Source organism: Brevibacillus daliensis, from assembly GCF_021245735.1.
Lineage (GTDB): Bacteria > Bacillota > Bacilli > Brevibacillales > Brevibacillaceae > Brevibacillus_B > Brevibacillus_B daliensis.
The window spans coordinates 208576-233988 of the sequence record NZ_JAJISB010000004.1; the positions used below are offsets into that span (position 1 = coordinate 208576).

The 25413-nt window shown below is 40.9% G+C and carries 24 protein-coding genes, 1 pseudogene and 1 other annotated feature; of the genes and pseudogenes, 15 read left to right on the forward strand and 10 right to left on the reverse strand.

The features are described from left to right. The first annotated feature begins 71 nt into the window (after window positions 1-71). The 4 genes from LM917_RS06800 (at window position 72) to LM917_RS06815 (ending at window position 5804) form a co-directional block, all read left to right on the forward strand. On the forward strand, window positions 72-638 hold the full coding sequence (locus LM917_RS06800) for a GNAT family N-acetyltransferase (RefSeq protein ID WP_232696733.1): 567 nt from the start codon (window positions 72-74) through the stop codon (window positions 636-638). Window positions 639-678: 40 nt separating this feature from the next. Further along, on the forward strand, window positions 679-2448 hold the full coding sequence (locus LM917_RS06805) for an ABC transporter ATP-binding protein (protein ID WP_232696734.1): 1770 nt from the start codon (window positions 679-681) through the stop codon (window positions 2446-2448). Next, window positions 2445-4559 carry an ABC transporter ATP-binding protein gene (locus LM917_RS06810; protein WP_232696735.1) on the forward strand — a complete coding sequence of 705 codons (2115 nt, stop codon included), beginning with the start codon at window positions 2445-2447 and terminating at the stop codon, window positions 4557-4559. The genes LM917_RS06805 and LM917_RS06810 overlap by 4 nt, the downstream gene beginning before the upstream one ends. A 63-nt stretch (window positions 4560-4622) precedes the next feature. Next, window positions 4623-5804: an MFS transporter gene (locus LM917_RS06815; RefSeq protein ID WP_232696736.1), complete on the forward strand. Its 1182-nt coding sequence runs from the start codon at window positions 4623-4625 to the stop codon at window positions 5802-5804. Window positions 5805-5874: 70 nt separating this feature from the next. Here LM917_RS06815 and LM917_RS06820 read toward each other — a convergent pair whose 3' ends face one another. From LM917_RS06820 to LM917_RS06830, 3 genes are all read right to left on the reverse strand, one after another. After that, on the reverse strand, window positions 5875-7023 hold the full coding sequence (locus tag LM917_RS06820) for a hypothetical protein (RefSeq protein WP_232696737.1): 1149 nt from the start codon (window positions 7021-7023) through the stop codon (window positions 5875-5877). Further along, window positions 6999-7550, reverse strand: coding sequence for a sigma-70 family RNA polymerase sigma factor (locus LM917_RS06825; RefSeq protein ID WP_309241939.1), 552 nt, complete (start codon window positions 7548-7550; stop codon window positions 6999-7001). Before LM917_RS06825 ends, LM917_RS06820 begins: the two co-directional genes overlap by 25 nt. Before the next feature lie 427 nt (window positions 7551-7977). Beyond that, window positions 7978-8259, reverse strand: coding sequence for a class I SAM-dependent methyltransferase (locus tag LM917_RS06830; protein WP_232696738.1), 282 nt, complete (start codon window positions 8257-8259; stop codon window positions 7978-7980). 303 nt (window positions 8260-8562) lie between these two features. Between LM917_RS06830 and LM917_RS06835 the strand changes: the two genes are divergently transcribed. After that, window positions 8563-9297, forward strand: coding sequence for an amino acid ABC transporter ATP-binding protein (locus LM917_RS06835; protein WP_255667961.1), 735 nt, complete (start codon window positions 8563-8565; stop codon window positions 9295-9297). A gap of 71 nt (window positions 9298-9368) precedes the next feature. On the opposite strand, the gene LM917_RS06840 is transcribed toward LM917_RS06835, so the two are convergent. After that, window positions 9369-10085: a polysaccharide deacetylase family protein gene (locus LM917_RS06840; RefSeq protein ID WP_232696739.1), complete on the reverse strand. Its 717-nt coding sequence runs from the start codon at window positions 10083-10085 to the stop codon at window positions 9369-9371. A gap of 147 nt (window positions 10086-10232) precedes the next feature. On the opposite strand from LM917_RS06840, the gene LM917_RS06845 reads away from it, so the two are divergent. From LM917_RS06845 to gcvH, 5 genes are all read left to right on the forward strand, one after another. Next, window positions 10233-11033, forward strand: a complete 801-nt coding sequence (locus tag LM917_RS06845; protein ID WP_232696740.1) for a DUF2797 domain-containing protein — start codon at window positions 10233-10235, stop codon at window positions 11031-11033. A 279-nt stretch (window positions 11034-11312) separates the two neighbouring features. Beyond that, the gene (locus LM917_RS06850) at window positions 11313-11672 is read left to right on the forward strand and encodes an arsenate reductase family protein (RefSeq protein ID WP_232696741.1); all 360 of its coding nucleotides are present in this window, start codon (window positions 11313-11315) and stop codon (window positions 11670-11672) included. A 202-nt stretch (window positions 11673-11874) separates the two neighbouring features. Then, the gene (locus LM917_RS06855) at window positions 11875-12414 is read left to right on the forward strand and encodes a peroxiredoxin (protein WP_232696742.1); all 540 of its coding nucleotides are present in this window, start codon (window positions 11875-11877) and stop codon (window positions 12412-12414) included. Window positions 12415-12584: 170 nt separating this feature from the next. Then, entirely contained in the window at window positions 12585-13037 is a 453-nt protein-coding gene (locus LM917_RS06860; RefSeq protein WP_232696743.1) for a redoxin domain-containing protein, read from the forward strand. 69 nt (window positions 13038-13106) lie between these two features. Beyond that, a complete protein-coding gene (gene gcvH, locus LM917_RS06865) occupies window positions 13107-13487 on the forward strand; it encodes a glycine cleavage system protein GcvH (protein ID WP_232696744.1) in 381 nt (126 codons plus the stop codon). A gap of 69 nt (window positions 13488-13556) precedes the next feature. Here gcvH and ileS read toward each other — a convergent pair. Both ileS and LM917_RS06875 read right to left on the reverse strand, forming a co-directional pair. Beyond that, a pseudogene (ileS, locus tag LM917_RS06870) lies at window positions 13557-16637 on the reverse strand (isoleucine--tRNA ligase). Window positions 16638-16711: 74 nt separating this feature from the next. Further along, window positions 16712-16970, reverse strand: a binding site (T-box leader). 68 nt (window positions 16971-17038) lie between these two features. Continuing rightward, window positions 17039-17683: an alpha/beta hydrolase gene (locus tag LM917_RS06875; protein ID WP_232696745.1), complete on the reverse strand. Its 645-nt coding sequence runs from the start codon at window positions 17681-17683 to the stop codon at window positions 17039-17041. Between the two features lie 192 nt (window positions 17684-17875). Here LM917_RS06875 and LM917_RS06880 point away from each other — a divergent pair, with 192 nt between their 5' ends. From LM917_RS06880 to LM917_RS06900, 5 genes are all read left to right on the forward strand, one after another. After that, a complete protein-coding gene (locus LM917_RS06880) occupies window positions 17876-19231 on the forward strand; it encodes a hypothetical protein (RefSeq protein WP_232696746.1) in 1356 nt (451 codons plus the stop codon). A gap of 93 nt (window positions 19232-19324) precedes the next feature. After that, the gene (locus tag LM917_RS06885; RefSeq protein WP_232696747.1) at window positions 19325-20020 is read left to right on the forward strand and encodes a response regulator transcription factor; all 696 of its coding nucleotides are present in this window, start codon (window positions 19325-19327) and stop codon (window positions 20018-20020) included. Window positions 20021-20023: 3 nt separating this feature from the next. Next, window positions 20024-21424, forward strand: coding sequence for a sensor histidine kinase (locus LM917_RS06890; protein WP_232696748.1), 1401 nt, complete (start codon window positions 20024-20026; stop codon window positions 21422-21424). A gap of 269 nt (window positions 21425-21693) precedes the next feature. Beyond that, window positions 21694-22125, forward strand: a complete 432-nt coding sequence (locus tag LM917_RS06895) for a hypothetical protein (protein WP_232696749.1) — start codon at window positions 21694-21696, stop codon at window positions 22123-22125. 182 nt (window positions 22126-22307) lie between these two features. Beyond that, window positions 22308-22700: a VOC family protein gene (locus LM917_RS06900; protein WP_232696750.1), complete on the forward strand. Its 393-nt coding sequence runs from the start codon at window positions 22308-22310 to the stop codon at window positions 22698-22700. A gap of 190 nt (window positions 22701-22890) precedes the next feature. On the opposite strand, the gene LM917_RS06905 is transcribed toward LM917_RS06900, so the two are convergent. The 4 genes from LM917_RS06905 to LM917_RS06920 form a co-directional block, all read right to left on the reverse strand. Continuing rightward, window positions 22891-23685, reverse strand: coding sequence for a DUF4247 domain-containing protein (locus LM917_RS06905; RefSeq protein WP_232696751.1), 795 nt, complete (start codon window positions 23683-23685; stop codon window positions 22891-22893). A 12-nt stretch (window positions 23686-23697) separates the two neighbouring features. Further along, window positions 23698-24204 (reverse strand): DUF4178 domain-containing protein, encoded by a 507-nt coding sequence (locus tag LM917_RS06910; protein ID WP_232696752.1) that lies wholly within the window; start codon window positions 24202-24204, stop codon window positions 23698-23700. Window positions 24205-24216: 12 nt separating this feature from the next. After that, complete coding sequence (locus LM917_RS06915) at window positions 24217-24627, reverse strand: DUF350 domain-containing protein (protein ID WP_232696753.1); 411 nt, start codon at window positions 24625-24627, stop codon at window positions 24217-24219. Window positions 24628-24712: 85 nt separating this feature from the next. After that, window positions 24713-25378 carry a PspA/IM30 family protein gene (locus LM917_RS06920; RefSeq protein ID WP_232696754.1) on the reverse strand — a complete coding sequence of 222 codons (666 nt, stop codon included), beginning with the start codon at window positions 25376-25378 and terminating at the stop codon, window positions 24713-24715. Window positions 25379-25413: the final 35 nt, after the last annotated feature.

Consider the following 25413-nt stretch of genomic DNA (forward strand, 5'->3'; position numbering starts at 1 on the left):
AAAGTATATACAAATGTTCACCCTTCTTTTAGAATAGAAAAAATTGCGATAACGAGATGGGAGACGATACGATGAATACGATAGAGATTTCCGCTGATTTGATGTTAATTCAATGTAGAATAGAAGACGCCTCTGCCTTGTTCCATTTAACAGATCGGAATCGGGAATTTTTAAAGGAATTTCTTCCTTGGCTTGATACGGTAAGGGGAGTAGAGGATTCACGTCAATTTATTAGATTCGGAATGGAGCAGGCGAAGAATAAGCAAGGTTTTCATTATGGAATCTGGTATCAAGGTAATTTAGCTGGCACTATTGCCGTTCACGGTATTAAATGGGCTCATTGTAAAACCACGATTGGCTACTGGCTTGGAAGTGAGTATCAAGGAAAAGGAATCATGACGAAAGCGATAGAAGCTTATTTGGATCGTGTAATCTTCGGAGAATGGAATCTGCATCGAGTAGAGATTGCGGCTGCAACGATTAATCTGAAAAGTCGAGCGATTCCAGAGAGACTGGGTTTTCAGCTAGAAGGAATTATTCGGGAAAATGAATGGCTGTATGACCATTACGTGGATCACGCTGTATATGGGATGCTACAGCATGAATGGAAGAGAGTAAAACAGAGCCGTCTTATATAGGCAAAGTACATGCAGGACGGTGGAGAGAAGGTGCCCCTTTTTGGAAACGTTTAAACTTCTGGGCTGGTTTTTCCGTAAATACTGGAAACGGTATCTGTTCGGATGCGCCAGCCTGGTTTTGATTAGTGTGATGATGCTTATTCCTCCTTATTTGATTGGGATACTGGTTGATCAGATACGGACAGGAGAACTGACCGCAAGCACGTTGTGGTTATTCATTGGCGTTATGCTTGGTATGGGAATTTTTTTATATGCTCTACGATATGGCTGGATGACTTTGCTATTCGGTGGATCACTCCGGTTGGAGAAAATGTTGCGTCAACGCTTTTTTGGTCACATGGAGAGAATGTCCCCTTCTTTTTACCATCGGAATCGCAGTGGAGACTTAATGGCAGTATCTACGAATGATATTCCAGCCATTGAAGCAACGGCAGGTTTTGGCGTACTTACGCTTGTTGACTCCCTTTGTATGACAATCCTTTCGCTCTCAATGATGATTTTTGCGGTTGACTGGAAATTAACGCTTGCAGCCTTATTGCCGATGCCGTTTCTTGCAATCGCGACAGCTTATTACGGTAAACTGCTCCATGACCGTTATTTTTTGGCGCAGGAAGCTTTCGGTACGCTAAATGACCATGTGCAGCAGTCAATTTCCGGAGTGAGAGTATTACGATCTTTCGTTCAGGAAGAGAAAGATGTAGAAGCATTCGAACAGGTGAGTGAGCATACGCTTCAACGAAATGTTAGTGTGGCTAAAATAGATGCACTGTTTGATCCAACTGTTAGCATCATTATTAACTTTAGTTTTCTGATTGCTTTGGGTTTTGGCTCCTTTTTAGTAATCAGCAGTCAGATTTCCCTTGGTGATCTAATTGCTTTTCAGCTTTATCTAGGCTTATTAATTTGGCCGATGTTTGCATTTGGCTATTTGGTCAACGTGTTACAGCGAGGAAGAGCTTCGCTAAAACGTTTGTACACCATATTAGAAGAAGAGCCTGAAGTAAAAGATGATGGCGAGCATAACCTGGTTCAAAAAGTGGAAGCGGGTAGTATTGAGATGCGACAGCTTACGTTTACATATCCAAATGCAGAGACACCTGCCTTAAAACAAGTCTCTTTTCATCTAGACAAAGGAGAGACATTAGGAATTGTTGGTCGCACAGGCAGTGGGAAATCAACATTGTGTCGCCTTCTTCTTCATCAATATCCACTAGGGAATGAACGGGTATATTTCTCAGGGTTAGCGATTGAACAAATCTCGCTATCTGCTTTGCGTGAAAAGATTGCCTATGTGCCACAGGAGCATTTGCTTTTTTCCCGTACGATCAGGGAGAACGTGGCGTTTGGGAAAGAGAATGCGACTGAAGAAGAAATCGAGAAGGCATTGCTTCAGGCAGAGATGTTAAAAGATGTTCAACAGTTTACCGACGGTCTGGAAACAATGATTGGAGAAAAAGGTGTCATGCTGTCAGGCGGTCAAAAACAACGGATTTCTATCGCGCGGGCTCTAATAGCCAATGCGGAAATCTTGATTCTCGACGATTCATTATCTGCGGTAGATGCGAGGACAGAAGAAAAAATCATTCAGCATCTACGCAAGGAACGTGCAGGGAAAACGACTATCATTACAGCACATCGACTCTCAGCAGTGGTGCGGGCTCATCACATTTTGGTATTGGAAGAGGGCACTGTGGTAGAGGGAGGAACGCATGAAGAGTTGATGGAGCAGAATGGCTGGTACGCTGATCAGTATCGTAGACAGCAGATGGAAGAGCAAGTCATACAAGCAGGCGGAGGGAATGAAGGATGAAAAATGAAACCGTGTTCCGTCGTCTGGTAGGATATGCTGGGCCATTTAAAGGGAAAATCCTGCTCGCACTCTTTCTGTTATTGCTGGGCACAGCGGCAGATCTGGCAGGTCCGATTATAGCTAAAATTGCGATTGATGATCATATTTTAAGCGTACAGAAAAACTGGTATATGACTCCTACCGATCAAGGAATTAACGGAGTGGTGAATGAAAAACGTAGTGTGGAGACACACGTTGCAGAATATGGGAATGTAGTCCTGATTCGAGAAGATTGGCTGATCGATCATGGGAAGACAAGTGAGTCACAAGATTTGAAAGAAATAGATATTGTTACAGAGGGAACGAAATACTATTTACTGGAAACTCCTCTTCCTGGCGAGGGGAAATTGACATTCACTTCTACCCCTGATGGCGAGGATCGATATATAGCTACATTAACGGATGTAGATGGTCAAGTAATGAAACAGAGCAAAGCTATTTTACTTGATGAGACACAAGTGTTTTCGCTTTATGATTACGATTTACATCCATTGCTGTGGCTACTCGTCGGGTATGCAGTACTCATAGTTGTAGGGGCAGTTCTTACCTATGTACAATTGATTAGTTTGCAGACGATCGCACAACGTATCGTACAACGGATGCGCATTGATATTTTCAGACATTTACAACGGTTACCGATACCGTTTTTTGATAAAACGCCCGTTGGTGCATTGGTATCCAGGGTAACGAACGATACAGAAGCGGTTCGCGAATTATATGTGAGTGTACTTGCCACCTTTGTACAAAATATTGTGTATCTGGCCGGTATTCTGATTGCCATGTATATTCTCGATCCAACGTTGGCCTTGTTCTGTCTCGCGTTCCTGCCGATCATACTTGTATTGATCAGAGTGTATCGCCACTACAGCTCTCAAGCATTTACCATCATCCGGGCAAAATTGTCTGAGTTAAACGGAATACTTAACGAGATGATCCAGAACATGGTTGTTGTGCAGGCTTTCCGAAAAGAGAAAGAAATTCAGGCGGAATTCGATGAGATCAATGAGTCTTATTTTAAAGTAAGAGCAAGGGAAACGAAGCTTGATGCACTGCTATTACGCCCTGCTGTCAGTTTTTTAGAAAAGCTGATGCTTACACTGGTTATCTGGTATTTTGGATCTTCTTCTCTGGAAGGGGCTATATCATTCGGGGTTTTGTATGCTTTTGTTGATTATTTGGGAAGATTTTTTGAACCAATAAATATGATTATGACTCGTATGGGAGAGCTTCAGCAGGCTACTGTATCGGCAGGCAGGGTTTTTGAAATAGTAGATACGGAACCGATGCAGACAATAGGGGAAAAACCGATGGATCGACCACGTGGGGAAGTCATTTTTGAGAATGTCTCGTTTGCCTATCGTGAAGAAGAGTATGTGTTAAAAGATATTTCGTTCCACGTACAGCCTGGTCAAACCATTGCCCTTGTCGGACATACAGGCTCGGGAAAAAGCTCACTCATGAATGTACTTCTTCGTTTCTATGAGATTAATAAAGGGAAAATTACCATCGATGGACAGGATTTGCGTGAGATCAGTCCTGCTTCGCTTCGTGAAAATATTGGGCTTGTTCTGCAAGATCCCTATCTGTTCACAGGGGACGTGGCATTTAACATCAGACTGTATCAGGAAACGATTGCAGATGAACAACTGAGGGAGGCAGCAAAAGCCGTATCTGCTGATGAATTCATTAACAAACTATCTAACGGATATCAGGAAAAAGTGGTGGAAAGGGGAGCGACACTCTCAGCAGGTCAAAGGCAGCTCCTTTCTTTTGCGAGAGCGCTGGCGACAGATCCTGCCATTCTGATATTGGATGAAGCCACGGCAAATATAGATAGTGAGACAGAGGCAACCATTCAGAATGCACTGCGTGTGCTGGCAGAGGGCAGAACAACCTTTATCATTGCACATCGGTTGTCTACCATTCAGGAAGCGGATGTCATCCTTGTTCTATCTCATGGTGAAATCGTCGAAAAAGGAAATCATGAACAGCTGATGGAGCAAAATGGAATCTATTATCGGATGTATCAACTTCAACAAAACGGAAGCGGAAAACAAACTGTGAAAAAGTAGAGGTTGAAATGATAGCGTGTAAGAGGGTATGATCTTCTAAGTGGAAAGGAGATCAACACTCTTATGAAATCGTATCGATTTACTTTTATAACGTTAATCGTGGTGGTCTTCATTGCCGGGATCACCCAAGGATTAACGTTACCTTTACTTGCTATTTTGTTAGAAGAACGTGGGGTTTCTGCTGTTTCTAATGGAATCAACGCAGCGGCATTATATCTAGGTATGTTAATTATGTCTCCGTTGATGGAGATTTTTTTACGGAGATTTGGTTTTCGAAATTGTTTGTTCCTGGGACTTTTCTTGGTTACGTTATCAACACTGTTAATCCCGATGTTTAGTGCGTTAAGTATATGGTTCGTATTACGACTGATTATGGGGATGGGAGATTCAGCCCTTCACTATACGAGTCAAATTTGGGTAACTACAATTTCACCACCAGAACGTCGTGGACGTGATATTTCCTTGTATGGCTTGGCATACGGTGGAGGATTTAGTGTTGGACCGCTGGCAATCAATTTAATGGATTATGGTCTATGGGCTCCGTTCATGGTATTGGTTGTTTTTAATATGATTGCATTTATCATGCTTCTGCGGCTTAAAAATGAATTCCCTGCCAAGGTGAAAGAAGCAAATGGACAGGAAGTAACGAAAGCGTCTGTTAAATATAAGACTGTCATCCGGATGACATGGCTTGCATTAATTCCTGCATTCCTATACGGATTCATGGAGACTACCCTGAATGGTAGCTTCCCGATCGCAGCATTGCGAACAGGTCTATCGGCTGAGGCAGTTTCCATCATCTTACCTTCATTTGTTATCGGTAGTATCTTTTTGCAATTACCACTTGGTACCCTGAGCGATCGAATCGGCCGGAAAAAAATAATGATGTCCTGTGCAATTGTTGGGTGTATAGCGTTCATGTTATTCCCATTAGCTATTTCTTCCGTACCGATGATGATGTTACTACTCGGGATGGCTGGTGCTGCGGTGGGCTCCTTTTATTCATTGGGACTTGCTTACTGTGCAGACCTTCTACCGATGAGTTTAATACCTATTGCCGGAATTGTAGCTAGTATGAATTTCAGTATTGCAAGTATTATTACACCTGCAATTAATGGATATGTGATTAATAATGTGGGACCCACTTCGATCTTTGTGTTAATGGGAACCATGTTCATCTTGTTCTTTGTGGCTGCGTTGTTTTTTAAGCGAGAGCCCAAATCAGGAGAATTGCTTGATAGTTGATTATTTGGATTATGAGACAGCCCGACACTACTTGTGGCGGGCTTTTTTCTGTTTAAGAACAAGTAGCATTCTATTCTTGCCTGAGCAGAAAACTTTTTAGCTCTTCATCAATATTGTTGTTCTCAACCATCTCGACTTTATCCTTAGTAACACGATAGGTCGTGAAACTTTTTATAGGTTTATCACTTATTTTTTTCTCTGTTGTAATCCATTCTTTTTCGAAAGTGACTAGATAGGTTTCTGTAGCTTGTAATTTGACCTTTGTTCGCAATGTTGCTGTTGCAAGAGTTTTTTGCTTTCCGCCCAGGGTCACATTCATTTCTTCATTCCAACTGTCACCAGGACGAGAAGGGAAAGCAGGACTTTCCTGGTTATTTGAATTTTTACTCATTGCTTTTTCAATTGCCTCTTGAACAGTAAATATTCTATTACGATACATTTCATCAAGGGACTCATCAAATTGTAATCCCCAGCCAAGGAAATAACGACCATCATAGTTTTTGGTAAGAGCAAGACCGAAAAATGGACTCCAAGTTACTGAAGTTCCATTTTCAATCTGTTCTTCTTGGGGATTTCCAAAGACAGAGGAATAAGAAGTGATCAGGCGATCTTTTTCATGATTAATCTCTTGCTCGTTTCTGCTCTCCCTTTGATATCTGGCAGCATAAAGTGAACCTTTGTTAAACGAGAGTGTAAGAAGAGCCTGATTTTTTCCGAGAGAGACAGGCATGGTTGCTTCCTGCAAGTCAATACCTAAAGAGCTATCTGAACCAAATATTGAGGTTAATTCTCCAAGCTCAGGAAAAAGTTCCTTCGCTTCGCTATAGGTCATACCAATAGAAAAGACCTGAAAAAGTGCCAGTTTGTCCTGTTCAGTTTGCCATGCCAAGGGAGGAGCTTGAATATCTGGTAATGGGATAAATGAAGTCGGGACTTCAAGTGGTTGAGTCACAGATATTCCAAGTGGAGTGCTCACCTGATTGGGTTCATCTTTTTGTAAAAAAAATGACCTAGGTCCGATCAAAAGTATGGTTAAAATGGCAACAGCAATCCCTGAAAAAGTGAAGATACGGAGATGACTACGATTTCTTTTATTTTTGTGTGCACGAATGGTGGATATTGTTCGCAATTCCAATTGTTTGAGTTCCTCTTCGGATAATTCGAAAGACTGGTGAACAAGAATTTTCCGCTGTTTTAATTCTTGGTCAAGGTTATCCATTCGTGATCTCCTCCTTTCAAGGATTTTCTAAGTTTTTCTATACCACGAGCAATTCTGACACGAATTGTAGACTCTTTTAATTGCAAGAGAGTAGCAATTTCAGATGTCTTCATTTCTTCAAAGTAGTAAAGCACAATTACTTCTCTGTATTTGGTAGGGAGTGCCATCACAGTTTGAAGAAGTTCATCGTTTTGGAATTGCTCAAGTACCTGATTTTCAACAGAGTGTGAGCTGCGGTTTTCAAAAAAAGTAGAGGTATATAAAACTTTTCGATACGTCCATGATTTCAAGTAATCCTTACAGGTGTTAATGGTGATACGATATAACCAGGTTGATGGGGTAGCATCACCGCGAAAAGAATCGAGCTTTTCATACGATTTTACGAATACTTCTTGTGCTATATCTTCCGCAGTGGATTTATTTTTGACGTAATAAAAGGCGGTTCGAAACACTAAGTCATGGTGGTTACTGATCCATTCTTTTAGCACTTGCTCATTTGTCTTGCCTAGCGGCTTCAAGGGAATCACCTTCACCTTCTCGTTCTGTGATAATCTGACGATGCTAAGTCAGAAAGTGCTACATAAAAAAAGAAAATTGGGTAGAAAAAGTTTTTTGCCTGAACAAAAATGAGCAAAAAGAGCCATTCGTTAAAATGACTCTTGGCGTGGTAGCCATTTGTTATTGTGTGTCTGCATCATTTTCCTCCTTTGTATCAGAAGATTGCGATTGTTGTTTACGTAGTAATTCATTATTTATTCGCAATTCATCTCTGATTTCTAATAGGGTTTTTTGGATGTTGAAATTTTGTTTTTTGATGGCTGAGTCATTAATGCTAAGTTTGATGAGGTAATAAAATAAATAGGGGCTAGCGATAATTAGAAGAAGGATAAGTATTTCCATTGTCCCAGCTCACTTTCTCATTTGGAGAATAACTGATCGCTATAAGAGATTCATTTAACACCAGCGATTGTAATATTCGTTAGCTACGTCTTCATGTTTTCTATCGTTATGAGATGCCAGATGGTCGATAAACAAGCCATGAATAATTTCGCACCGGTCTAGATAATCTGTCATGTGGATCTGTGCTTTTTCTACCATTGGCTTTGAATGATCAATTAATATGGCAGAAGCCTTTGGATATGATTTTAGCAAAAGTTCCGCCAAAAATCCGTTCCCACAACCTAAATCCATCATTTTCTTTGGATTGGGCGTAAAATGATTTACAACCTGAAGCATGATTTTAGCTTAATCGACCCCGTATGGAATGCCTCCACGAACCCGCTTTAGATAATGCTCCGTTACATCTTCTCTTTGCCAATTCGTTGTTGTCATTATTATCATCCTCCTTTTATAGAAAAATAAAAAAACCTATCGCTATGTAAGAGACGATAGGTTTACCTACGTGGTATATTACTTGAATTCACCAGCAATAATAAAATGAAATGAAATTAAGTACAGTTATTTAAATATTCTGATATTTGCGTTAATATGGAAGTGGAGCCTCCATGGATAAAGTGGGGCGTAATACAGGGGGGTACTATGAGCGCAATCATTCAGATAACGGATCTCCACAAGTATTATGGCAAGTTGGAAGTGCTGAAAGGTATCACGACTGAGATTGCAGAAAGAGAAGTGGTGTGCGTCATCGGTCCATCTGGATCAGGAAAAAGTACACTATTACGATGTATCAACCAGTTAGAAACGATGACCAGCGGCAAAATCGTGGTGAATAATCATGATCTAAGCGACAGCAAGACCGACATGAATAAAGTGAGAGAAGAAGTAGGAATGGTGTTCCAGCGTTTTAACCTGTTTCCACATAAGACTGTCGTCGAAAATGTTATTCTTGCGCCTATCAAAGTGCGCAAAACGACTGTTGAAGAGGCGAAAAAAAAGGGTTTAGCACTCTTGGAAAAGGTAGGACTTGCCGACAAGGCTGATGTGTATCCTGACAAACTATCCGGGGGACAGATGCAGCGTGTAGCGATAGCCCGTGCGCTGGCTATGAATCCAAAAGTCATGTTATTTGATGAACCGACTTCCGCGCTCGATCCAGAACTGGTAGGTGAAGTGCTTGCTGTTATGAAGGATCTGGCAAAAGAAGGGATGACAATGGTCGTAGTTACGCACGAAATGAATTTTGCTCGTGAAGTAGCGGACCGTGTGATTTTTATGGACCAGGGAATCATCATGGCTGAGGGACATCCACAAGAAGTATTTAATAATCCAACGAATGAGCGTCTCCGTTCATTTTTAGGTAAGGTTTTTGTATAGACGAGGTTTTTCCATAAACGAAAGGCAGATTATTCTCTTAGGTGGAGAACTGATCTGCCTTTTTCCTGCTATTAATTGATCCGATCTCCTATATCAAGTAGTTCGCTTACAGTGACAAAAGAATACCCCTGAGACTTTAGATCATTGATAAGCTGCTGCAGTGCTTGGAGGGTTTGTTTTTGATTCAAACCTCCATCGTGAAAGAGAATGATGTCGCCTCTAGAGGTATGCTGTTTCACACTTTTTACAATAACAGAAGAAGTGCGGGTAAGAGACCAGTCCCTGGGATCAACTGACCAAAAAATAATATCGTAGCCCGATAATTGGACAGCATTCATGACATCTGTGGTAATGACACCGCCGGGAGGACGATAATATTGGGGGAGGACACCTGTCAGCCGATAAATAGATTTTTCACCCTGTTTGATGTCGTCATATATTTCCTGTTCGGTCAACTTGTTCAAATCATAGTGATGATAGCCATGATTGCCAATCTCATGTCCCGCTTTTTTCATCCAATCCATTACCTTTGGGTACCGATCCACTTGCGAACCCAGAACAAAAAACGTGGCGGAGATTTTGTTTTTATGCAACGTTTCCAGAATAAGTGGGGTATAAACTGGATCGGGTCCATCGTCAAACGTAAGTGCTACCACTTTTTTATGGGTCTGTACGCGGTGGATAGGCTCAAACACCTGTTGTGATTGGTGACTCCCAGGAAGAGAGAGACCAATAAATCCAAACAGGAGAAGGAGTAGAAGAAGCTTCTGTCGTCTGTTCTTTACCATCAAGCTCCTCCCTTTTCAGTAAGTAGTTAAAAGTAGTTTCACCTAACCTGTGGAAGAACATGCTGGAAAGAAAAAGCGCACATACGCTCTCTATGGTATGATGAGAGTTACAAGATGAAAGATGTTTTTAGGGAGGGGTACCAGAACGTGCAAACAAGCGGTTTATTGTATGGGTTGTCCCATACGTATCAGGGGAAAGATCAACCGGTAGAGTACTTTCTTGAAATAGATGAACAAAAAATTGCGCTCAATCCATATTTGGGTGAGCAGATTCAAATTAAATTTGAGGGCCAACGAAACTGTATTAACTGTGGTCGCAAAACAAACAAAACATTTAACAGTGGCTATTGCTATCCCTGTTTTATCAAGTTACCGGTAAATGATTTATGTATTGTGAAGCCTCATGAGTGCCATTTTGATCAAGGAACCTGTCGAGATGAGAGCTTCGGTGAAAATTATTGCATGATTCCCCATTACGTATATCTGGCGCTTTCCAGTGACGTAAAAGTGGGACTAACACGAAAAAACAATCAAAACAAACGCTGGGTAGATCAGGGAGCCATTCGCGCTATCCCTATTGCAGAATTACCTACAAGACGTATGGCAGGAGAGCTTGAAGTACATCTTAGCCAATTTTTGCCGGACAAAACCAATTGGCGCAAAATGCTTAAGGGAGATGTGAAAGAAGCTGATCTAATTCAGATGAGAGATGAGGTTTTTACTCATTTCCCAGATGAATTTAAGGCGTTCCAGTTACGGGAAGACGAATGGGTGGATATCACTTACCCGATCCTGGAGTCGCTTGCCAAGATTACTTCTCTATCACTAGATAAACTAGAGGTAGTAAACGGTAAGCTTCTTGGAATTAAAGGACAATACCTTATCATGGACTCTGGTGTGTTTCAGGTGAGGAAGCATGCGGGGTATCAAGTGGTGTTTGAAGCTTAACCCTTTGAAAACGTCATATGATGAACAAGAATTAGTAATAATGCTCCAGAAAAAACAGAGCAATGTAAAAGGCTTCGGGACAAGTTCCTGAAGTCTTTTTTATATTTTAATAATAGACAAAATGGTGACATCTAACATTTCGCTGAATAATTTTCTCTAAATAGAGTTACATTAATCTTGTATGCTCTTTTAAGATTTCTCCTATAGTATTGCGAGATTGAGACCAGCCTCTTACCATGATATGCTTTTGACAGAGAATTATTGAAAAGGGAGAGAATGATGACGATGAAAGCATATTTGTATAATAAATGTGGAACATGTCAAAAAGCGAAGAAATGGCTTGAAAAAGAAGGAATTTCGTTCGAAGAGATTCCAATTGTGGAACAGCCGCCTACTAAAGAAGAATTGCGTCAAATTTGGCAGCAAAGCGGGCTTGATATTAAAAAGATGTTTAATACAAGTGGACAAGTATATCGTGAACAGGGTGTAAAGGATAAGCTGCCAGGTATGTCTGAGGATGAGATGCTAGAATTGTTGGCAACTGATGGTAAGCTAATCAAACGTCCGATTCTTACAGATGGCAAAAAGGCAACTGTAGGTTTTAAGGAAGATAACATGCAAGACGTGTGGGGAAAGTAAAAAGATACATAAATGGTGTAGAATAGGTTAGATTCACAAGGAAAACAGATATTCATGACGAATGTCATTGTATTGAGGATAGTTATCAGTATATAAACAATTCTTCATGAAAATTATTCCAAAATAATATTGACTACAATTTTCTGTCTTGTTATCATAAAACTTGTGATTGATGTTTACAAACCCTAAGGAGGTAATATATATGGCACAACGTATTATTGGAAATCCAGCACCGGATTTTAAAATGAAAACAGCTTTGGGTGATGGATCTGGATTCGGTGAAGTATCCCTTTCTGATTATAAAGGTAAGTGGTTGGTACTTTTCTTCTATCCACTAGATTTCACATTCGTTTGCCCAACTGAAATCTTGGCTCTAAGCGGAGCAATAGAAGATTTCCAAGACCTGGATGCCGAAATCCTTGGTGTATCTGTAGACTCCATTCACTCTCACAAAGCTTGGATCAACACTTCCCGTGACGATAACGGACTAGGTGGTTTGAACTATCCACTAGCTTCTGACTTTAACAAAACTGTAGCTCGTGACTATGGTGTACTAGATGAAGAAGAAGGCGTTGCATTCCGCGGCTTGTTCATCATCGATCCAGAAGGTGTTGTTAAATATCAAGTAGTAACTGACCTGAATGTAGGTCGTTCTAATGACGAAACTCTACGCGTTCTTCAAGCATTGCAATCCGGTGGTCTTTGCGCAGCTAACTGGCGTCCAGGACAAGCTAACCTGTAAGCATAATTAGTTTAGCAGTAACAAGCATTATATGAGTCTAACGGTCGTACCGTTTTCGTACAGGCCGTACGCTGTCATACATGTAATTGGAAAACGTCGAGACGATTTTCTGAGTAAAGGGTCTAACCTTCTCGTTAGACCCTTTTTACATATCAAAGGAGGTATGAGCCATGCGTTTACGTGAAGAACTTCCAGATTTTCCTGGCATCACAGAATGGGTAAACGGTCAGGTGACAAAAGCTGACTTGCAAGGCGAAAAAGCAGTATTGGTTCATTTTTGGTCTGTTAGCTGCTACATGTGTAAAGAATCTTTGCCACAGATTAACGAATGGCGTGAAAAATACAAAGAGCATGGCCTAAAAGTAATTGGTATTCATATGCCACGTTCTGAATCTGACACGAACATTGATACAATCAAGGAAACAATCGCTCAATATGAACTTACTCATCCTGTTGCGATTGATAACGAAATGAAGACAACAGATGCATTCCAGAACGAATATGTTCCTGCCTATTATCTGTTCGATGAAAGCTTGCAGCTTCGCCACTTCCAGGCTGGTGAAAAAGGTTTGAACATGGTTAAAAAACGTTTGCATCGAATTTTGGCTATTGAAGAGGATTAGGCTCCTGTCTGTCCAATAAAGTAAATGGGAACAGTAAAATCCCTTTGTCAAATAAAGGAGGAAGTTTAGATGGATTTTCCAAAAGAGTTACGTTACAGCGAAGAACATGAATGGGTTCGCGTAGAAGGAAACAAAGTGTATATTGGAATCACTTCTTTTGCTCAATCTGAGCTAGGAGACATTGTATTTGTTGAACTGCCTGAAGTTGGTTCCGACATCCAGCAAGATGAGCCATTCGGCAGCGTGGAATCCGTAAAAACAGTTTCTGAACTTTATGCGCCAGTAAGCGGTAAAGTATTGGAAGTGAATCCTGCTCTTGAAGATCAGCCAGAGCTAGTGAACACATCCTCTTACGATAAAGCTTGGATGATCGTTGTAGAATTGTCCGACGAAAGCCAATTAGAAAAACTAATGAACGCTGAGCAATACGAAGAAATGGTTAAAGAATAATAGAGAGTAAACACAAAGAAGATCGGCAATGATGCCGGTCTTCTTTGTTTGGTTCAGCTGGTATGGTTGTTATTCGATGTGTAAACGGAATTGTTTATCCCCTATCGATACTGTTTCCATGTCTATCTTCTTATCATATCTAACATCAGCAAGTAATACGTTATCCCGCAATACTTGATCAAAACGCACCAATGCTTCTTTCAACTGAGCATCGATATCAAGGGTAAGAATAACTCTTTTATCTATCGGTAAATCTAACTTTTTACGGTAATCCTGTATGGTACGTATGATTTCACGTACAATACCTTCCTGTATCAGCTCCTCGGTTAACGTCGTATGCAAAGCAACGCTCATTTGATAACCGGACGCAGAAGCAAAGCCTTGTTTCCCTTGTTTTTCCACAAGTAACTCTGCAAGTGAAAGTTGGATGTCTTCTTCCGAAAGATTCACATTCAAGAAGCCTCGATCGACTGTTTGCTTCGCTTCTAATGCGGACAGCTGTTTTAAATGATTTTGAATGGGTCCGACTAGCTTCCCGTATTTTTTTCCTGCAACTTTTAGATTCAATTTTAGATTGTAAGTAACGAAGCCGCTGTCGCTATGTTCAACTCTAATCTCTTTTACGTTAATTTCATCTTTGATGATATACGCGAACCGATTGAGGTTAAATTCACGGTCTAATGAAATAATAAGCTCTGACAAAGGCTGACGAGTCTTGATACCTATTTCATTCCGGATGTTTCGAGCTAGCTCTACAATGTGACGTGCAGTTTCCATGTCGCTTTCTAGTGTTTTATCGATAGTTGTTTCATTCACCTTTGGATAATCCGACAGATGTACGCTTTCACCAGCATGAAGGTTTTGATAGATGTCTTCTGCAATGAGTGGTGCATACGGAGCGATCATCCGTGCAAGTGTCAGTAGCACTTCGTGGAGAGTTTGGTATGCGCACACCTTATCTTCAGTCATTCCACTACTCCAAAATCGGTCTCGAGAGCGGCGGATGTACCAGTTGCTCAAGTCGTCAACAAACGTTTCTATTTGCTTCGCAGGATTTAGAAAATCGTAAACCTCAAGCCCTTTCGTTACTTGTTGAAGGGTGGAATGTAATCTTGAAAGAATCCATTGGTCTAATTCATTCACTGAAGGTTGATATGAATAATCCTCATGCTTATAGTGATCAAGCGTTGCATACAACGAATAGAAAGAATGGATGTTGTTGATCGTATCAATTACTTTGAACTTCGCTTCCGCAACGATCTGTTTTGAAAACCTCTTGCTGTTCCATGGTGCGCTATCGGACAACATTGCCCAACGGAATGCGTCGGCACCGTATTCTTCGATGATTTCCCACGGATCAATGACATTCCCTTTACTTTTGGACATCTTTTGACCATTTTCATCTAGTACATGACCAGTTGAAATAACCGCTTTGTATGGCGATTTTCCATTATACAATGTGGATACCGCGAGTAAGCTGAAGAACCATCCTCTCGTTTGGTCGATTCCTTCAGAGATCAAATCGGCTGGATATTGTTCATGAAACAATTTATCGTCGCCAAACGGATGATGGTACTGGGCAAATGGCATTGAGCCACTATCAAACCACACATCGATTACTTCAGGTGTTCTTTCCATAGTGCCACCACAAGAACAACGCAATGTAACATCATCCACATATGGTTTATGCAGCTCCAAGTTCTCATCGAGTGGTTCTGTTGACATTGCTTGTAGGTCTTTCATGCTTGTAGGTACATACTCAAAACCGCAATCCTGACATAGCCATATGTTCAATGGAGTACCCCAGTAGCGATTTCGGCTTATATTCCAATCAACCAGCTCTTCTAAGAATTTACCGAACCGACCTTCTTTCAAATGAGAAGGATACCAATCGATTTTGTTGTTATTTTCGATTAGTTGATCTTTAACTGCGGTCGTTTTAATGAACCAGCTTTCCATCGCATAGTAGAGTAGAGGAGATTTACAGCGCCAGCAGAAAGGATAGCTATGCTCATAACGTTCTTTTGCGAACAGCAGGTTGCGATGCGACAAGCTCTTCACAATATCTAGATCGCAATCTTTGACGAAGCGTCCGGCGTAATCCGTGACCTGATCGGTATAACGGCCAGCCAAGTTAACTACGTTTACAAAATCCAAACCGTGTTGACGGCAAGTACGGTAATCGTCTTCTCCATGAGCCGGTGCTGTATGAACGATGCCGGTACCACTACTATCACTTACATAGTCGGCATCGACGATGATATGTCCTTTGTTCACGCTACTAAAACTGAATGGTGGCACATAAGCAGTTCCTACAAATTCCGAACCTTTGTGTGTAGATAATATTTCGTAGTTCTCTTTCAAAACTTTTTCTGCAAGGTTTTTTGCGACCACGTATACTTCACCGTTCTGTTTGACTCTCACGTAGTCGAGATCTTTGTTTATCGCTAAAGCCACATTGGCTGGGAGAGTCCATGGAGTTGTCGTCCAAGCGAGAAAGATTTCGGCTCCATCTCTGCTTTTGAATTTCACCGTTGCACTCAAATCTTTAACATCCTCGTAGCCTTGTGCTACTTCATGTGAGCTTAGCGTTGTTTGGCAGCAAGGACAATACGGGCTAACGCGGTGACCTTTATACAACAGCTTTTTGTTATGAATATCAGATAAGATGTGCCAGACGCTTTCAATATAATCATTAGTCAGCGTGATGTAGGGATTATCCATGTCTGTCCAGTAAGCGATTGCTTCAGTAAGTTCACGCCATTGCTTCTCATATTCGAATACGCTACTTTTGCACTGCTCCACGAATTCGGCTACTCCGTATTTTTCAATTTCCTGTTTACCTGAGATACCCAACTGTTTCTCAACGCCAAGCTCGACAGGAAGACCGTGAGTATCTCAGCCGGCTTTACGAACAACGCGGTATCCTGTCATCGTTTTATAACGACCGACGAAATCTTTTATGACGCGTCCAAGTACGTGACCGATATGAGGCTTTCCGTTAGCAGTAGGAGGTCCTTCATAAAAAACAAAGTTAGGTTTACCTTTACGGTTTTCCATCGATTTTTGAAACGTATCGTTTTGTTTCCATTGATTCAAGACACGTAGCTCGCGAACCCTTGCTTTTTCTTTCACATCAACTTTTCTCATTCTTTCCATCCTTTCTTCATCTACATGAATGGTGGGAGGTAATGCTAAGTAAAAAAACAAAAAAATCCCGCCCCCTAAGGGACGAGATTTCACTCGCAATACCACCCTTGTTCCGATATTGATCATAAAAGCTTGATCTATCGGCACCTCATACTACGTACCATCATACGCGTCCCTTGTAACGGCGGGATCCCGGGTCTGCTTACTAAAATACCTTCAGCTTTCCTTCTCGGAGAGGATATTCGGCTAAATCTTGAACGTTGGCTTTCAGCACAAGGCCAACTCTCTGGGGGACAAGGGGATTAGCGTACTCATTCTCGTCAATGAATTTATTCGGATCATTTTGTTATCATTTTTACACTACATATATTACTATGTCAAGCAGTCAGATGAAGATCTATCTAAAACGCCTCAATATCTTCTAACACGTTCTTTAAGATATCAATAGATGCAATAGCACTGTCATCATATTCCAAACTATGATTCGCCTGTGGAATCAATCTTGTAGTCATATTTGATTTGTTTGCCAATTGATTGTATCTATCTTCAAGATAATACGGGTCATTGTCCCCAATCATACATAATCCATCATGGTGGCTTTGAACCATCGCATCAAAAACATCATCTCTGTGTAGAAGCGGTGTTAACCATATAGCTTTAGCGTTTGTAAAGATATCTCTCTGTAATTCACTGCTCAAGGCAACGGTACCAAACGATTTAGCAAGTAGATGAAAGTGTTCATAGTTGGTTTCACTGATTACTTTATCAATCACTGTTTTTACATCAAATCGAATTGCTTCACTTACATCCTCTATACTACAATTCTGGTAAGCCTCAGTATTGTATTGGTAATTCACATGTAGGACATCAAAGGATTTATTGAGATAAATACCGGTTGAATAATGGAGAAGTGGAGACTGTACCGTATAACCTGTTCCAGGTAGTAGAATTACTAAGTTCTTTGCATCTTCTGTTTTACTAAGCAGCGTGTAAGGTACATCGATATTATTATATCCTTTACTACTATCTAAGATTTTTTTTACCATTGAGGCACCTCCATTATTTCATACATCATAATTCATGAATGATTTAGAAAACAATATGTTTTATGTAATCAAGCTGTATAGAATTCAAGTATGTAACCTGTAACTATTTTGCAAACTATTGAAGGACTCCCTCTCTTATAATGAAATAAGAGTAATGTAATACGGAATACGGAATACGGAAGGAGAAAAACCATGAGAGACAGGTTTGTTCGCTATGGAATGGGGATAGTAGCAATAGGATTACTGGTAGGTTGTACCCCGGTAGCGTCTCCTGATGAATTATTGCGGTCTCCGAAAATGAAAGAGGATGAACAGCTCATTCGAGAAGCAGTTCTCGCTAATTTGCCCCCTGGATCTACCATGATGATCCCTCGTAAAAAACAGGAGGATGGCGGGCCCATTATTGAAAAAGATATTAATGGAGATAACAGTAACGAAATCATAACCCTTTATCGATATAACGAGAGCGATTACGTACACGGACTGTTAATTCTGGAAAAACAGCAGTCAGGATATAAAAAGATAGCTGAGATAGAAGGTGCAGGAAAAGATATCGATTTCCTATCGTTTCAGGATGTAAGTGGGGACGGTAAGCAGGAAGTTTTTCTTGGGTTTATTTCAGAAGATGAGCTAAGCAAGGAATTATTCGGATACAGATGGACGAATGGATCCTTACAGCCAATTATGCAATCAACATATCAAGAAGCTGTTGCAGGCGATTTAGAACAAGATGGTAAATCGGAAGTATACCTTTTTCAGCATGATCGGGAGAATTATACAGCAAAGGTAGAAGTATACGAATTCGAAGGTCAGGGTATGAAACGCACGGAGGAACTTCCCTTGGACGGAGCATTTAATGGGTATGAAAAGGCAGTACTCGGAAAAGTGGCACCCACATCAGAAGGTATTTATGTGGATGTTGGTATGGGAGCTCACTCAGCTGAAACGTTATTATTTACTAATGTAAAAGGGAAGTTAACACAGCTAAAATTTGGAGAAGAAGCAAACAATCTGCTCTTTAAGCCATATCAGGTATACAGTGAGGATATAAATGACGACGGAATTCTAGAAGTAGGTACAATGATAGCTCCTGTTGGAACAGGTGATTTATCTATGGTAGATACACCTTGGGTTACTCAGTGGCATCAGTGGGATGGTTATCATACATTTACGAAGACGAATGAAATGTATTTTGATTACCAACATGGATTCCGTTTTGATATTCCTGATAAATGGAAGGATAACTACACCATTAGCTATGTAACTGATCGCCAACAAGGTTCCATGATTTTTTATTACGTAAATGATGACGGCAAAAAGGAAGGCGAGTTATTCCGGTTAATGGTTATGAAACGAGAAGAGTGGGAGAGGGAAGAAGCGAAACGGATGATTTCTCCGACTGCGTCTAAAAAAATGGCAGGTGGAGGAAGCCAGGTAGTGATAGCGTTATTACCAGAGGAATCTGCCCTTGTAGACAAACAGAGTCGTTATCAAGAATTGATGCTTACCTTAGACGAGATCGCGAAGGCATTTCGAAGAATCAGTTAAACATCGAGTGAACGGTACAGGATCGAAATGATGATTGAAGGGAATCGAGGCTTAGAGAGAGGTCTAAAGTCAGGCAGAGAGGAGTAACGAGTCATGAAAATTTTGTTGTTAGAAGATGAAGAATCAATTCGAGGGTTTGTACGGATACAACTTAAACGGAATGGTTTTGAAGTATATGAGGCAGAGACCGGGGAAAAAGCGTTGGAACTGGCAGAGACAGTTAATGACATTGCGATTGCCGTACTTGACGTTATGTTACCTGGAATAAGCGGACTCGAGGTGTGCGAAGAATTACGTAAAAAGAATCCTCAAATAGGAATTATCATGCTTACAGCCAAAGCACAGGAAGAAGATAAGATTAAAGGTTTACAATTAGGTGCAGATGATTATTTAACGAAACCGTTCAGTGCAGGCGAACTGGTAGCCCGAATTCATTCCTTGAAGCGGCGTGTTGATTTACTGGATACAACGAAAGAAGATGGAGATACAATTCGCTCCGGACCTTTTATAATGAAACGACTGGAGAGAAAAATCCAGAAGAATGGTCAAGAAATCGATTTTACCCCAAAAGAGTATGCGATTGTCCAGTTATTGCTGGAAAACAAGGGTAAGGCGATGAGCCGGGATGATATTTTGGATCGGGTCTGGGGTAAACATTATATTGGTGATTTAAAGGTAGTGGATGTAAATATCAGACGGATTCGACAAAAAATCGAGGACGATGCTTCCAATCCGGTTTTTCTGGAAACGATCTGGGGATTCGGCTATGAGTGGAAAGAGGGTACCTAAGACATGTATGGAATAAAAAAGCGGTTAGTCATGAATTTTACGCTGGTCGTATTCCTTGTAGTACTTGTCTCAGGTTCAACCTTTGTCATTAGCATGCGAGGTTTTTACTATGGTGGGGCGGAACAGGCATTGACCAATCGGGTTCAGGTGGCAACTACTTTTTACAATAAATATATTCAGTATTATAATCTGCATGACAAAGCCAAATATATCTTTGAGCATATTTCCCAGGACGACACAGCACATATTGAAGTAATTGATCTGGAAGGGAATGTGATTATCGATTTTAACGGCTTTACCGATCGTCAGATAGTCAAGACTAAGGATGTGACAGACGCTTTAGAAGGCAATACAGGTACTTGGATAGGACGAAATCCAGAGACTGGTGAACGGGTTCTGGCGGTATCGGATTCACTAACCTATTCTGGAACAAATGCAGGTGTCTTACGCTATATTACCTCGATTGAAGAAGTAGATACAGTCGTTAAAAAGATTACATTATTCACGGTTCTAATTGGGAGCAGCTTGGTTCTCTTCTCTCTTGTGATTAATCACTGGCTAGCTAAGCGTCTGATCAGCCCAGTACTGGAGTTAACTGATGTAGCACAGCATATGGCAAAAGGGGATTTTTCACATCGTGCCCTATTAAAAAGCGATGATGAGATAGGAACGCTGGGAGAGGCTTTTAACTATATGGCTGGTGAATTGGAAAAGACAGAAGAAATGAAGAATGATTTTATTTCTTCCGTATCCCATGAACTACGTACGCCATTAACCTCTATCAAAGGATGGTCTGAGCTGGTCCTTACAGGTGATATGGAGGACAAGGATGAAATGAAAATGGCGATGCAGATCATCTTGAAAGAATCGGACCGACTTACAGGCTTGGTTGAGCAATTGCTTGATTTTTCGAGGTTGCAATCAGGACGTATGGAGATTCAAAAAGCTGAGTTAGACATCAATACTTTGCTTGCAGAGATAAAACAGCAATTTTCTGCTCGAGCAGGTCAAAAGAATATCAAGTTGATTCTTGAGACAGCAGAGGAACCCCTGATCATGTGGGGAGACGAGAATAAACTGAAGCAGGTGATCATTAATCTCTTACACAATTCATTGAAATTCAGTGAAGAGAATACCGCCATTACATTGCGAAGTATGCGTGAAGAAGATGAGCTGATCCTTCAAGTGGAAGACCAGGGTCTCGGAATTCATGAAGAAGACATTCCGAGGGTAACAGACCGTTTTTATAAAGGGAAACATAAGCAATCGGGGAGTGGAATTGGCTTATCCCTTTGTCTGGAAATCGTAAAATTACACCAAGGTAGGCTTGATGTGCAAAGCGAAGTGGACAAGGGTACACTGATGATAATTCACTTACCAATCGGTGAAAAAGAGAGCTATTAAGTATAGCACTGAACGATTATGACAGACTGGATCATTGAAAAAATAATGGTTTCCGCTATAATTTGTAATGGATAACCCATTAGAGTTATCACGAATTGGATGTTCACTGGTGGAACTGGTAGCAATTAAATCTAGTAAAATGTACGCAGGTAGGATACAATCGAGAAACAAAATATGTCGTGTGCATACGCCTATTTATATTTACTACATCGATTACTCTTCGACAAAAAAGCGTATGAGAGCACAGCAACAATGGGGAGGGGAAACCTATGGGATTTTGCTGTGGAGCAGGAATGATTGGTTCTTTAGGGACGATACGTCATGAGAGCGTCTTGGTGCACAATGTACCCATTATGTATTGCCCCGTATGTAACCGTACAAGAGTTCAACCAGCTCTGGAAGCAGAGTACGATATTTTGCTAGAATATGCTCTGGGGGACCAAGCAACAGAGGTAGATTTTGCTGAGTTTGTTGATACGTCTAAATTTGAGCATCTGTTTGAAAATTGTTCCATGACAGATCAAGGCTCCTACGTAGACAGCCTGAAAAAGCAGATAGATATAGCTCTTGATTTGTTAGGTGTTGCCAAACAGATGAATGATAAAGAGTGGAGAGAAGCTTTAGTTAGCCGATTAACACATTTAAGCGAACGGTTACGCCAATATCAGGCTAACGGACAAACAACCAGAAATGCTAGATAAACAGATAAGAAAAACTTCTATCGAAGTCCATTCGAAGAAGCTGGTTCTTCCTTAGCGGATGTTTTTCATGCGTATCAGGAAGTGACCCTTCGAAGTTTATTCTTTCTGATACAGTAAGAAATACACCAGGTCCCATTCGCATTCAGAAAAACGGTAGTCAACCGTTTAGGAGGATTGTTTTGATGCTTCAACTCCAAGGAGTTCATCACATTGCCCTTAGTTGCCGCAATATGATTACTGTAGCACGTTTTTTTCAAGAGGTACTGGAAGTTCCACTATCGTTGGAAAGAACAGATGAAGAACAACCGATTTACTTCCATGTAGGGCCTTATACAAGAATCGGTCTACATCCAGCTTCCAAAGAGTTGCCAAGCAACTCTGGTCACGTTGATCACATTGCCTTTGCAGTAGCAACTCGTGATGAACTGGATTATCTCGTTGATAAACTGGAAGCAGAGAATATTTGCTATAGAGGCCCGTTAGAAAGACCTAACAGCTACAATCTGTACTTTGAAACGCCAGACGGACATCATCTGGAAATTCGCCTGGCTAAAGACGAAACAGACGACGCCTAGAGCGCGTCTTTTTTTTGCCTGTATCAGAAAGTAAGAACTGCACAGAGTAGCGCAATCCATACAGGTAAAATAGAGAGGCTCCACTGAGATTATATCCCGGTGGAGCCTTTCTGTTATAAAGCAGCTATTTAAGTATTTCAAGTCAAATCAGTACACAACGCGTACATTGCATTGCAGCGTATCCTTTTTACTAGCGACGACGTTTAATACTGCCCATCTTTTTCTTCACTTTAGGTGGTGATTTGGTACGTGGTCGTTCAAGAACAGAGGATTTCTTTTTCTTAGATGACGAGTTCCCCTCGATTGAACTACCTTTATTATCAGAATCACGAATGATTTTTCCAGTTGATCCAGATGGTTCGGCATCAGGTTTTTTAAATAAGCTACCGTTATCTGACGACTTCGTGGATTTGCTATCAGCGTTTGATGAGCGACGAAGAATTGAACCTTTCTTCTCTGTTGTAATAGGAGCATAGGTTTTCTTCTCTTTGACAGTTGGAGTATGATACTTTTGTCCAGACTGGTAGACGTCACGGCTTGCGTATCCCCGATAATTTCCTTTGTATTTCGCAGCATCAATTAGATCTTCCAGAACATTTGCGATGAAGTACATTTCTAGGAAGGAAGGACTGTAATTCCGTTGAACAAATTCTTGGCTATCTATTTCTATCAGAGTATCGGTTGGTTTATCAGTATCTTTTTGTATGTGATACCATTCATCTTTGTACACCAGAAACATGTGCTCAGAATCTTCTTTAGAAATTTCCTTTGGTGTACGTTCATCAGCAATCTCTTTGGCAACTTCCGGAACCGTTTTATTCTCTGCTCGATAGATACGTGATGACTCACGTCCATTGTCAGTAATCTGTTCAAGTGGGTAAGATGAGCTGACGGAATCTGATGGATCGGAGCAACCAGTTAAAAGCCCGACAACCAGTGAGAGGACAAGGGTTGTCTTAATGAGTTTAGATAGTGAATTCCACATGACTCCTCCCTCCTACACTCCCCGTAGCACCTTCACATCAGCGGGGATAATAATTTCTCCTTCATACAACATAAAGCGACCATCTTGCCATTCGATACGTAATAATTTACGATTATCCGATTGATAAGTCCACACATGCTGTTCACCATTTGAAGGGAAAGGTGTCTTCCCTTGTGTTAATACTGTGCCATGAAACTGTTCTTCCATATGGTAGACAATATCATCTAAATCGATGGTAGTTGGTACCTCATCAGGTGAGTCAAGTCGTCCATCAATGGGAGCATACAACTCATAGCTGATTTTTTCCCGTTCTTCAATATGAAGATAACGAAGAGTATTCCCGTCCTGTAAGGTAAGCATAATAGCATTGCGTTTCTGATTGCGGGTACGTCCTACAATTTGGTAGGTAAGTAAGGAGACTTCGATGATATCACCTGGTCCCACTGTAAGTATGCTTTTTTCTGGTTGTGGTGCCTCCGGTTTTTTTAGAATGTTTTTCACACGTTGAAAGAAACTCATATGGATACCTCCCTACAGTAGGCAAGCTGCAATGATAAAGGCTCCTGTAATATGAAGAGAGCCTGAGAAGAGAGCATGTGCGACTTTCCCTTCCTGTGTACCTTTATCCAATTCCAGTCCTGCGAAACTCTTCACGCTGAATTCGACCAGTTTTTCCACAACGAAGAGCAATACGAAAGAAATAACAGATACAAGCAAGCCTGTAATGAGATCATTAGAAATAGATAATGATTGCGCTAAAATGTACCCTTGTGCAAATAGTTTCATTACAAAGCGTGTCGTTACCGCCAGATTGCCCCGTTTAATTTCTTCCATATCCTTGTATCGCGTAAAAAGTGCGTCAATATACATCAAGAGACACAACAATAGAACGCCTGAACCAGTCCAGACAATCATTCGTAAAATATTCAAATCTCCTAGCATAAGGTACCTCCTTTATCATGGTTGCCTGAGTGACAAGCCGCTTTTACGTACTACTAAAGAAAGAAAAGGGGGCCGCTTGTGCGGCTTACCCCTCGTATTTTTTCATCAGTGCAGCGAGTTCATCCTCAACTACTTTATCTTTTTGTAACTCTGCAAACTCGTCGTCAAACGATGTTTTCTTTTTGTAAATCTCTCCGCTTGCTTCAGCTTCAGCTTCTAGCTGCAAAGCTTTTTCTTCCATACGTTTCAAACCAGACATTGCAGAGTTGTTGTTGAAGCCTGACATGCTTTTGTTAATGTTTTTCTGGGCATTAGCTGCATTAACACGAGCAGCCAATGTTTCACGTTTGTTTTTCAATTCAACAACCTGCTTGCGCATATCTTCTAGTTGTAGACGCAGATTGTCCGCAGATTGTTTGTTTTGCTCATAACCTGCTTTATATTCGTTCATTTTTTCAGTAGCAGATTTTTTCTCTTCCAAGGCACGACGAGCTAAATCAATATTTTGAGCTTGAGCGGCAATGTGTGCTTGCTCTTCACGTTTTTGAACCAAAGCTGCTTGCTCTTCATATAGAGCCTTAAATTTTTTCTCTAAAGCAATTTGGGCAGCTACAGCCTTTTCTGCATCCTCAAGATCCTCTTGCATATCACGTAGGTATTGGTCTGTCATTTTGATTGGGTCTTCCGCTTTTTCAATCATTGCATACAAATTGGACATGGTTACATCACGTAAACGTTTAAAGAATGACATAAAAACATTCCTCCATTTTTTTAAAAAATCCCAGA

Bases quoted from the DNA above. Each gene is read 5' to 3' on its own strand.
- LM917_RS06800 (WP_232696733.1), top strand. From the start codon at position 72: ATGAATACGATAGAGATTTCCGCTGATTTGATGTTAATTCAATGTAGA.
- LM917_RS06810 (WP_232696735.1), top strand. From the start codon at position 2,445: ATGAAAAATGAAACCGTGTTCCGTCGTCTGGTAGGATATGCTGGGCCA.
- LM917_RS06815 (WP_232696736.1), top strand. From the start codon at position 4,623: ATGAAATCGTATCGATTTACTTTTATAACGTTAATCGTGGTGGTCTTC.
- LM917_RS06820 (WP_232696737.1), bottom strand. From the start codon at position 7,023: ATGGATAACCTTGACCAAGAATTAAAACAGCGGAAAATTCTTGTTCAC.
- LM917_RS06830 (WP_232696738.1), bottom strand. From the start codon at position 8,259: ATGCTTCAGGTTGTAAATCATTTTACGCCCAATCCAAAGAAAATGATG.
- LM917_RS06835 (WP_255667961.1), top strand. From the start codon at position 8,563: ATGAGCGCAATCATTCAGATAACGGATCTCCACAAGTATTATGGCAAG.
- LM917_RS06840 (WP_232696739.1), bottom strand. From the start codon at position 10,085: ATGGTAAAGAACAGACGACAGAAGCTTCTTCTACTCCTTCTCCTGTTT.
- LM917_RS06850 (WP_232696741.1), top strand. From the start codon at position 11,313: ATGACGATGAAAGCATATTTGTATAATAAATGTGGAACATGTCAAAAA.
- LM917_RS06855 (WP_232696742.1), top strand. From the start codon at position 11,875: ATGGCACAACGTATTATTGGAAATCCAGCACCGGATTTTAAAATGAAA.
- LM917_RS06860 (WP_232696743.1), top strand. From the start codon at position 12,585: ATGCGTTTACGTGAAGAACTTCCAGATTTTCCTGGCATCACAGAATGG.
- gcvH (WP_232696744.1), top strand. From the start codon at position 13,107: ATGGATTTTCCAAAAGAGTTACGTTACAGCGAAGAACATGAATGGGTT.
- LM917_RS06875 (WP_232696745.1), bottom strand. From the start codon at position 17,683: ATGGTAAAAAAAATCTTAGATAGTAGTAAAGGATATAATAATATCGAT.
- LM917_RS06880 (WP_232696746.1), top strand. From the start codon at position 17,876: ATGAGAGACAGGTTTGTTCGCTATGGAATGGGGATAGTAGCAATAGGA.
- LM917_RS06885 (WP_232696747.1), top strand. From the start codon at position 19,325: ATGAAAATTTTGTTGTTAGAAGATGAAGAATCAATTCGAGGGTTTGTA.
- LM917_RS06890 (WP_232696748.1), top strand. From the start codon at position 20,024: ATGTATGGAATAAAAAAGCGGTTAGTCATGAATTTTACGCTGGTCGTA.
- LM917_RS06895 (WP_232696749.1), top strand. From the start codon at position 21,694: ATGGGATTTTGCTGTGGAGCAGGAATGATTGGTTCTTTAGGGACGATA.
- LM917_RS06900 (WP_232696750.1), top strand. From the start codon at position 22,308: ATGCTTCAACTCCAAGGAGTTCATCACATTGCCCTTAGTTGCCGCAAT.
- LM917_RS06905 (WP_232696751.1), bottom strand. From the start codon at position 23,685: ATGTGGAATTCACTATCTAAACTCATTAAGACAACCCTTGTCCTCTCA.
- LM917_RS06910 (WP_232696752.1), bottom strand. From the start codon at position 24,204: ATGAGTTTCTTTCAACGTGTGAAAAACATTCTAAAAAAACCGGAGGCA.
- LM917_RS06915 (WP_232696753.1), bottom strand. From the start codon at position 24,627: ATGCTAGGAGATTTGAATATTTTACGAATGATTGTCTGGACTGGTTCA.
- LM917_RS06920 (WP_232696754.1), bottom strand. From the start codon at position 25,378: ATGTCATTCTTTAAACGTTTACGTGATGTAACCATGTCCAATTTGTAT.